The 8490-nt window shown below is 68.9% G+C and carries 9 protein-coding genes; 6 read left to right on the top strand and 3 right to left on the bottom strand.

Going from position 1 to position 8490, the window contains the following annotated elements; genetic code table 11:
- The 3 genes from LI92_RS24400 to LI92_RS17620 all read left to right on the top strand — a co-directional run.
- The coding region (locus LI92_RS24400; protein WP_286135171.1) for a DUF4226 domain-containing protein at nucleotides 1-1064 on the top strand (1064 nt) is incomplete at its 5' end.
- 20 nt (nucleotides 1065-1084) lie between these two features.
- A complete protein-coding gene (locus LI92_RS17625) occupies nucleotides 1085-1432 on the top strand; it encodes a hypothetical protein (RefSeq protein WP_046321173.1) in 348 nt (115 codons plus the stop codon).
- Complete coding sequence (locus LI92_RS17620; RefSeq protein ID WP_046321165.1) at nucleotides 1429-1731, top strand: hypothetical protein; 303 nt, start codon at nucleotides 1429-1431, stop codon at nucleotides 1729-1731. The genes LI92_RS17625 and LI92_RS17620 overlap by 4 nt, the downstream gene beginning before the upstream one ends.
- Here the strand turns inward: LI92_RS17620 and LI92_RS17615 are convergent.
- A complete protein-coding gene (locus LI92_RS17615; protein WP_046321163.1) occupies nucleotides 1706-2494 on the bottom strand; it encodes a hypothetical protein in 789 nt (262 codons plus the stop codon). The two genes, LI92_RS17620 and LI92_RS17615, sit on opposite strands and share 26 nt — an antisense overlap.
- A gap of 242 nt (nucleotides 2495-2736) precedes the next feature.
- Here LI92_RS17615 and LI92_RS17610 point away from each other — a divergent pair, with 242 nt between their 5' ends.
- The 3 genes from LI92_RS17610 to LI92_RS17600 all read left to right on the top strand — a co-directional run bounded on the left by LI92_RS17610 (nucleotide 2737) and on the right by LI92_RS17600 (nucleotide 6869).
- Complete coding sequence (locus tag LI92_RS17610; protein ID WP_152665532.1) at nucleotides 2737-3399, top strand: ankyrin repeat domain-containing protein; 663 nt, start codon at nucleotides 2737-2739, stop codon at nucleotides 3397-3399.
- A 5-nt stretch (nucleotides 3400-3404) separates the two neighbouring features.
- Nucleotides 3405-4280 carry an oxidoreductase gene (locus LI92_RS17605; protein ID WP_046321166.1) on the top strand — a complete coding sequence of 292 codons (876 nt, stop codon included), beginning with the start codon at nucleotides 3405-3407 and terminating at the stop codon, nucleotides 4278-4280.
- A 222-nt stretch (nucleotides 4281-4502) separates the two neighbouring features.
- Nucleotides 4503-6869 (top strand): lysylphosphatidylglycerol synthase transmembrane domain-containing protein, encoded by a 2367-nt coding sequence (locus LI92_RS17600; RefSeq protein ID WP_046321159.1) that lies wholly within the window; start codon nucleotides 4503-4505, stop codon nucleotides 6867-6869.
- Between the two features lie 22 nt (nucleotides 6870-6891).
- Here LI92_RS17600 and LI92_RS17595 read toward each other — a convergent pair whose 3' ends face one another.
- Nucleotides 6892-7971: a galactokinase gene (locus LI92_RS17595; protein WP_046321157.1), complete on the bottom strand. Its 1080-nt coding sequence runs from the start codon at nucleotides 7969-7971 to the stop codon at nucleotides 6892-6894.
- The coding region (locus LI92_RS17590; RefSeq protein WP_046321156.1) for a galactose-1-phosphate uridylyltransferase at nucleotides 7968-8490 on the bottom strand (523 nt) is incomplete at its 5' end. The genes LI92_RS17595 and LI92_RS17590, both read right to left, overlap by 4 nt.

Genomic DNA, 8490 nt, shown 5'->3' with positions numbered 1-8490 from the left:
CCCCCGCCGGCGCCCGGCAGTTCCAGCGGTTCCTGGCCGCCAAAAGCCACGACATCCACCAGGTGATCGCCGACACCGCCGCCGACAGCCAAGCCCGCGCGCAGGCGGTGCGATCGGCGGGCGGCGGCTACGCCACCGAGGACCGGCAGCGGCCGAGCATCCAGGCCGTCGACCACTCCTTCAAACTGGCCCCCGCCACCGATGACGAACGGCGCCGCAATCAGGCCGCCGCCTTCCGGGAGGTGTTCGGACGCGACCCGATCTCCCGCTCAGACTGGACCACCGCGGCCGCACTCGATGCGCATACCTACAACCCCGACTTCGGGGGTGTGAACTCCGAGGTACGGGTGGCCCGGATCGAGCCCGTACCGGGGCAGGGTGTGGTGCGCGCGTCACAGTGGATCGAGCAGCCATGGGTGCATCGCCTGCAGTCACGTGATGCCGGCAACGGCAGAAGCGCAACCAAGGACTTCGATCCCGAGGACACCAAGGTCACCACCTACATCGACTACGACAACGGCATCGTGGTGATGCGCCAGAATCCCTCCGTCGAGCTCAACCCCGACGGCTCAGTACGTCAGGTGAAAGTCGGTGTCCCCCAAGGCAGCGTGGCGCAGGCCGCGGACGGATCGGTGCGGATCAAATACGACGCCGGCAACCCCTTCGCACCGGGGGCCCTCACCGATAAGCACGGACTGTTCGGCGACCATCGCCTCAGCGTCAATGGCGACCTGGTGTTCACCCCGGGCCCGGGCGGCGTCCACGTCGACGGCACCCGATCCGACTACCCCTCACTGGAGGTCTATCAGGACCTGCCCGGCGGCGCCCGGACCGTGCTGATCGACCCCGCGCAGTCCGGCCGCAGCCATGGGCCGATGTTGAATCTGCCGTTCCACCATGACGTCGGCGTCGGCGGCAAGGCATTCGCGCCGTTCGACCACGGCGGTTCCTGGAATCCGCGGTACGACGTCCGAACCCCGATCCCCGCCACCGACTTCGGGCCGACCACAGCGCCGCCGTCGGCGGCGCCGGCCCCGGGGCGGCCGGGCGGTGTCCCCGCATGAGCATCGAGAGGAGCTGGTACATGGCTGGCGCACTACGGAGCCGTCTGCACGAGCGCAGTCCGGATTTCTGGCGGACCGCCACGTGGGCGGCACCACTGATGGTCCAGGGTGTGTTCGCAGTGGCGGTGGGCCTCGCCTGGCTCTTGGGCCGTTTTCCGATCAGCAGTGATGCCGGATGGTCCCTCGTGTTCGCGGTCTCCACCACTGCAGCGACTGTCGCATCGCTGCTGATCGGCGCAAAGCTACTGCGCGCTGATTCACCGCGCCGGCGCGGACAGGGATTGGCTCTCGGGGGAGCGGGTCTGGCAACAGCCGCCGTCGGCTGGTCCTATGCCCTGTCCTACCTGCTGCTGTTGGGCGCCCCATGAGCGCCCCGGCCGCCGCAGATCGCTACAGTCAGCGCAGTTTCTACGCCGCGCTGGCGACCATCGCGATCGTCGAAACCGCGACGTGGGTGACGGCTCCCTATTGGATCCTTCAGCTGTACTTGTTGGGCATCGCGACCCTGATCGTGGTGCCGACCGGTTTCTTCATGTGGCAGACCGGCGGCGTCAAAACAGCTCAGGTGGGCCTGGGCATGCTCATCGGCTACCTGGCGACGCCACTGACCGTTGCGCTGGTCGTCATCCCGCCGCTGGTGGTCACCCAGCTCTTGCATCTGGCCTGAAGTCCCCGCGACGCCGCGGCCCGTCGTACCTGCCGTTGAGCAGCTTGGACACCGTGCCCGCCTGCCACGGCCGCCCGGTCGGCGTGCGCTGGCCGGCCGAGTTGAGCACCCGCGAGGTGGCCGCCTGGGTGACACCACATCCGTGCACCAGCCAGCGCACGTAGTCCTCCAGCGCTCGCCTGCGTTCCGGCCACGGCAGCGCAGGCGAGGGCAGAGCCGGCGGTTGCGGGTGCCTGGTGTCCTCGGCCCGGATCCGCCGCACCGCCTGCGGACCGCGGGACCCACCCAGGGCCAGCGCGATTTCCCTGCTCAGGCTCTTCGCGCCTTCGGCAGCCAACGCCGCCTGGTCGAGGTCGTCGACGGCGCGCACCTCGCGGCGCAGCGCGAAGTCGATCTCATTCATCCCACCGTCGATGGGTGCCGAAAAGAGGTCCCGCGTCAGGCGCAGGTTCAGGCCATGACGCTGCAGCACCATGCTGATTCGCCGCAGGTGCTGTTCCCGGGTGAAGTCCGGGCCGGGATACGGCACCCAGACGTCCATGCGGCCCGCGATGGCCCGGCCCACCGCTGCGATCACCGCCTCGACGTCGGTCAGGTCGTCGGTGCCACCGGCCTCCCCGACTTCGAAGCCGAATGCCTCGACGATCACGCAGTTCTTCGTGGCCGCATCGGTGGCCAGCTCTGTACCAAGCTCGACGGTCGCTCGGTCTCCGAGCAGGATGATTCGAGTGACCGCCGATGGATCCGCACCGGATTCCGACATCGATTCCTTTCGATTGTCCTAGAGCACATAGGAAGTTGCTCGCCCGACGACTGTATTCCCGACCACCGACAAGTCGATCCGCCGAAATACCGCCGCAGCTTTTAGGCAATACGCCGGCCGCCCGGTCTATGGCCTTCACCGGCTGCCGACAAGGCTTGGCACACAATCGCGTCCAACCGAACTTGTCGGACCCCCTCGATACGGTTGGGCGCATGGACGAACCCCCTTTAGATTGGCCCGGCGTGTTGGACCCTTCTCTGCTGCCGGAGGAGGTCAGCGCAGCCGGGCACAAGATGGCCGACGCCGCCGACGCCGGCGACTGGCCGGCCCTGTTCGATCTGCTCGACGCCGTTCCGGCGCTCACCGTCAATCAGTGGCGCCCCGGCAGTCCCGAGTGGATCACGCCGCTGCATCACGCCGCCCGGCACGGCGCGGCGGATGTCGTTGCCGAACTGGTGAAACGGGGAGCGCTGCGTTCGCTGCGCGACGCCCGGGGCTGGACGGCACGGGACACCGCGCTCGATCAGCGGCACCCGCTGCCGTTGATCAGGTTGCTGACCCCGCCTCCGTCACCGCATTCCGCTGAGCGGGTCCGCGCACTGGACGCCAACCTGGAGTGGGCCCTCGACGGCACCCTTCGCACCACCCAGATCTTTTCCGATCTCACCGACCGCCAGCTGCGACGCACCCTGCGCTACCCGCCGGTCGCGGTGCTGCACGAAGCGCCCCGGCGGTCGGTGCACGTCGCAATTCCCGGGATAGCCAGCGGTATCCGCGTGCGGTTGCGCCGCGGCTACCTGGAAACCGAGAGCACCGGCCGGGTGCAGGTGATCACCCACCGCGGCGCGGTCCTGGTCACCGACCACACGGCGGCCACGGACGAGCCGGCCGGGCAGGTAGCGTGACCGGCATGTCTTTCTCAATCGCGGACACCACCGACCAGTCCGGCCGCACCTTCGTGGTGACCGGCGCCAACGGCGGTCTGGGCGAGGTCGTCACCCGTACCCTCGCCGCCAAGGGCGCCACGGTGGTCATGGCCTGCCGCAACACCGCCAAGGCCCAGGAGATCGCCGACGGGATCGACGGCGACGTCACGGTGGCGGCACTGGATCTGGGCAGCCTGGCGTCGGTGCGCGATTTCGCCGCCCAGCAGGGTCAGGTCGATGTGCTGGTCAACAACGCCGGCATCATGAACATCCCCAAGCGGCGCACGGTGGACGGCTTCGAGACCCAGTTCGGCGTCAACCACCTGGGCCACTTCGCGCTGACCGGCCTGCTGCTGGATCGGATCACCGACCGGGTGGTGACGGTGTCGAGCATCGCGCACAAGCAGACCCCGAAGTTCTGGATCGACGACCTCAACTACGAGCACCGGCCCTACCAGCGCAACCTGGCCTACGCACAGTCGAAGCTGGCCAACCTGATGTTCGCACGCGAGTTGCAGCGGCGGCTGGTCGCAGCCGGCTCGCCCCTGCGTTCCTACGCGGTGCATCCCGGCGTCTCGAGCACCGACCTGTTCTCCAACGACAAGACCATCGTGGGCCTGGTCGCCAGGTTCGGCGCGCCGCTGGTCGGCCAGCCGCCGGAGCGGGGCGCCGAATCCATTCTGTTCGCCGCCACCGTCCCCGATGCCGACCCGAACATCTACTGGGGTCCGACCAAGCTGAACCAGTCCCGCGGCCCGGTGGGGCCGTGCCCCTCGAACAGGCTGTCGAAGGACCTGCGGCTGTGGCTGCGGCTGTGGGAGGAGTCGGAGAAGATGACCGGAGTCCATTACCCGCTCTGACCTGACCGCGCACAGACGTTGCCGGGTGCGGCGCCTGCCCGGTGACGGGCCGACGCCCACCCGTGCGATCCCCCGCCCCCAGCCGTGACGGGTGTGACGCATGGGACTCGGGCGGGGCGGCGCGGCCGCATCTCACCGACAAACCACGGTGGTACCGCTACTCACCGGTTAAGTTGTGGCGAGCCGCCACGCGATGCGGCCTGAGACGGACCGAAAGAGATCATGCGAGTTGAGGGGCGCGATGTCGCGGTCACCGGCAACCTCCTACAGCCGCTGACCCGACGCACCAACGACATTCTGCGTCTGGTGCTGGCCAGCCTGTTCCTCGCGACCGTCATCACCAGCTCGCTGGTCACCCGCTACGAATGGGTGGCCCTGGAGCGATCGGTATCCGAGATCGTCGGGGTGCTCTCGCCCACCCACGCCAACCTGGTCTACCTCGCCTACGGCATCGCGATCCTGGTGTTGCCGTTCGCGATCCTGATCGGGCTGGTGGCCTCCCGGCAGTGGAAACTGCTCGGGGCGTACGCGGTGGCCGGGCTGCTGGCGGTGGTTTCGCTGTCGATCCGCAGCAACGGCCTGGCGGCACCGAATTGGCATTTCGACCTCTCGGATCGGCTCGCGACCACGCTGGCGCAGTTCCTCGACGACCCGCGCTGGATCGCGATGCTCGCCGCGGTGCTCACCGTGTCCGGCCCCTGGCTGCCGGCCCGGTGGCGGCGCTGGTGGTGGACCCTGCTGCTCGCTTTCGTGCCGATTCACCTGGTGGTCAGCGCCATCGTGCCGGCCCGTTCGCTGCTCGGCCTGGCGGTCGGGTGGTTCGTCGGAGCCCTGGTGATCCTGATCGTCGGCACACCGGCGCTGGAAGTGCCGCTGGACGGTACCGTCCGCGCCCTGGCCCGTCGCGGTCACACCGTCTCCGAGCTCGCCGTCATCCGGCCGGCGGGCCCCGGCCCACTGGTGCTGTCCACCGTCGGGGCATACCCGACCATCATCGAGCTCTACGGCCCCAACCAGCGCAGCGGGGGCGCGCTGCGCCAGCTCTGGCGCAAACTGCGGTTGCGCAACACCGAAACCGCGCCGCTGCACGCCTCGCTGCACCGGGCCGTCGAGCACCGCGCGCTGATGGCGATCGCCATCGGCGACACCGGGATAGCCAACACAGCCACGGTGGCCGTCGCCTCCCTCGACCGGGGCTGGACGCTGTATGCCCATACCCCGTCGCGGGGTACCCCGCTGGCCGAGTCCACCGCCACGACGCCGGTGGCCAAGCCGTGGGAGTCCCTGCGCCGGCTGCACGATCAGCAGATCTCGCATGGCGATCTGCGGTGCAAGGAGATGACCGTCGACGAGGGCAACGTGCTGTTCGGCGGCTTCGGCAACGCCGAGTACGGTGCCACCGACACCCAGCTGCAGTCCGATATCGCCCAGTTGTTGGTGACGACGTCGTCGCTGTACGGCCCGGCCGACGCGGTGGACGCGGCGATCGAGTACTTCGGCCGCAGCACGGTGCTGGCCGCCTCACGCCGGCTCACCAAATCGGCGGTGCCCGCGCGGCTGCGCAAGGCCGTTCCCGAGGTCGCCGGGGTGATCGCCGCCGCCCGCGAGGAGGTCAAGCGCCAGACCGGCACGGATCAGATCCAGACCAAAACCATCACCCGCTTCACCCGCAGCCAGCTCATCCAGCTGGTCCTGCTGGTCGCCCTGGTCTACGTGGCCTATCCGTTCATCAGCCAGGTTCCTACGTTCTTCTCCCAACTGCGCCATGCGAATTGGTGGTGGGCCCTGGTCGGGCTGATCGTCTCATCGCTGACCTATGTCGGCGCGGCGGGCGCGCTGTGGGCCTGCGCCAACGGCTCGGTCAGGTTTCGGCACCTGGCGATCATGCAGGTGGCCAACACTTTTGCGGCCACCACCACCCCGGCCGGCGTGGGCGGCCTGGCGTTGAGCACCAGGTTTCTACAGAAGGGCGGTCTGAGCACCCTGCGCGCCACCGCCGCGGTGGCCCTGCAACAGTCGGTGCAGGTGATCGTGCACGTGATCCTGCTGGTCATCTTCACCACCGCCGCCGGTGCCTCAACGGACCTGTCGCACTTCGTTCCGGGCGCGACCATGCTCTACCTGCTCGCCGGGGTGGCGCTCGGGTTGGCCGGCATCGTGTTGCTCGTCCCGAATCTGCGCCGCTGGCTCACGACGGCACTGCGGCCGCGACTCAAGGAAGTCACCGCGGACCTGGTGGAGTTGGCCCGGGAACCCAGCCGGCTGGCGTTGATCGTGCTGGGCGCGGCCGGCACCACACTGGGGGCGGCGCTGGCACTGTGGGCCAGTGTGGAAGCCTTCGGCGGCAACACCTCGTTCGTCACCGTGACGGTGGTGACCATGGTCGGCGGCACCCTGGCCTCCGCCGCGCCGACACCCGGCGGGGTGGGAGCGGTGGAGGCCGCCCTCATCGGTGGGCTGGCCGCATTCGGTGTGCCGCCCGCGCTGGCGGTCCCCTCGGTACTGCTCTACCGGGTGCTGACCTGCTGGCTGCCGGTGTTCGTGGGCTGGCCGGTGATGCGCTGGCTGACCGAGAACGAGATGATCTGAGACAACACCGTGACTGTCGGCGCTAACCCGCCCCGGCCGCCGCGTACACCCGACTCACCTCCGGTTCCGGGTAGCCGGCCGCGGTGAGCGCGGCGCGCACCGCGTCACCGACCTTCATGGTGAGCTCGGCGGGCACCAGGGCGATCACACAACCACCGAACCCGCCGCCGGTCATCCGGGCACCAAGCGCTCCGGCGGCCACCGCACTGTCGGCGATCAGGTCGATGTGCTCGGTGGTGATCTCGAAGTCGTCACGCATCGAAGCGTGCGATGCGCTGAACAGCGCTCCGGCAGCGGCGAAGTCACGCTCTGTGCATGCCGCGACAAAATCCAGCACCCGCTCGTTCTCGGTCAGCACATGCCGTGCCCGGCGGGCATCGACCGGGTCGCGCAGCGCCGCCAGCGCCTCGACACCCCGGTGCGCGACCTCGCGCAGCGACGCCACCCCCAACTCGGCGGCGGCCCGCTCACATGATGCGCGCCGGGCGCCGTACTCGCCGTCGACGTGTCCGTGCCGTTGCCCGGAGTCGAGCAGCAGCAGGGTCACCCCGGAATCGTCGGGGTCGAACGGCACCGGGTGCACCGCGACATCCCGGAAGTCGATCAGCAGCGCGTGCGACACCTCGCCGAACAGTGCGGCCAGCTGATCCAGTAAACCCGTTGGCGCTCCGACATAGTCATTCTCGGCGCGCTGGCCGATCCGGGCCGCCTCGATGCGGTCGATGTCCAGACCGGCCGCCGAAGCCAGGGCGCCCAGTACGGCACATTCCAGGGCTGCCGAGGAGGACAGACCGGAGCCGATCGGTACGTCGCTGCGAACGGTCATGGTTCCGCCGGGGACCGCGAACCCGCTGTCGCGCAAAGCCCAGACCACTCCCGCGGCATAGGCGCCCCAGCCGGTGATCTGTCCGGGTGCGGTGCTCAGCGGAATGTTCACCGGCGCGTCGGCTCGGTCGCTGGCCACCGTGAGGTTGTCCGTCTCGGCCGGTGTGAAGCTGACGCTGGTGCGTTGGGGCAGCGCGATGGGCAGCGCGAATCCGCCGTTGTAGTCGGTGTGTTCGCCGATCAGATTGACCCGGCCGGGCGCGGAGTAAGTGATCACAGCTCACGCAGCCTAGCCGCCACTGCCTCCGGGGTGACGTCGGCGATGAAGGCGTCCATCGCCGATTCCGAAGCGGCCAGATACTTCAGCTTGGTGGCGCTGCGCTTGATCGACATGAACTCGACATGGAAATACCCGTCCGCCTGAACGCCCTGGGCGCGGTACTGGTGCAGTGCGGCCATGTAGGGCAGCGGGGCGTCGTACATGCGGTCGAAGCGGCCCAGCACGTCGTGGTAGACCCACGCGAAGTCCTCGAGCTCGGCATCGGTCAGCTCGGTCAGGTTGTGTACCCGCCGGTTCGGGTACAGGTGCAGCTCTACCGGCCACCGCGCGGCGAACGGCACGAACGCGGTGAAGTGTTCGGTCTGCCTCACGATCCGCGTCCCCGCGGCGCGCTCGGCCTCCAGCAGATCGGCGAACAGATTGGTGCCGTGCTTGATTCGATGCTCCCGCGCCTGGGTCAGCATGGCGGCGGTGCGCGGGGTCAGGTAGGGGTAGCCGTAGATCTGGCCGTGGGGG

Source organism: Mycobacterium sp. UM_Kg1 (assembly GCF_000972925.1).
GTDB lineage: Bacteria > Actinomycetota > Actinomycetes > Mycobacteriales > Mycobacteriaceae > Mycobacterium > Mycobacterium hiberniae.
Note: the sequence above shows the minus strand (reverse complement) of the source record. Positions and strands in the feature narration are given on the sequence as shown.

Coding starts and splice junctions, on each gene's coding strand:
- LI92_RS17615 (WP_046321163.1), bottom strand. CDS start 2,494: ATGTCGGAATCCGGTGCGGATCCATCGGCGGTCACTCGAATCATCCTG.
- LI92_RS17605 (WP_046321166.1), top strand. CDS start 3,405: ATGTCTTTCTCAATCGCGGACACCACCGACCAGTCCGGCCGCACCTTC.
- LI92_RS17600 (WP_046321159.1), top strand. CDS start 4,503: ATGCGAGTTGAGGGGCGCGATGTCGCGGTCACCGGCAACCTCCTACAG.
- LI92_RS17620 (WP_046321165.1), top strand. CDS start 1,429: ATGAGCGCCCCGGCCGCCGCAGATCGCTACAGTCAGCGCAGTTTCTAC.
- LI92_RS17625 (WP_046321173.1), top strand. CDS start 1,085: ATGGCTGGCGCACTACGGAGCCGTCTGCACGAGCGCAGTCCGGATTTC.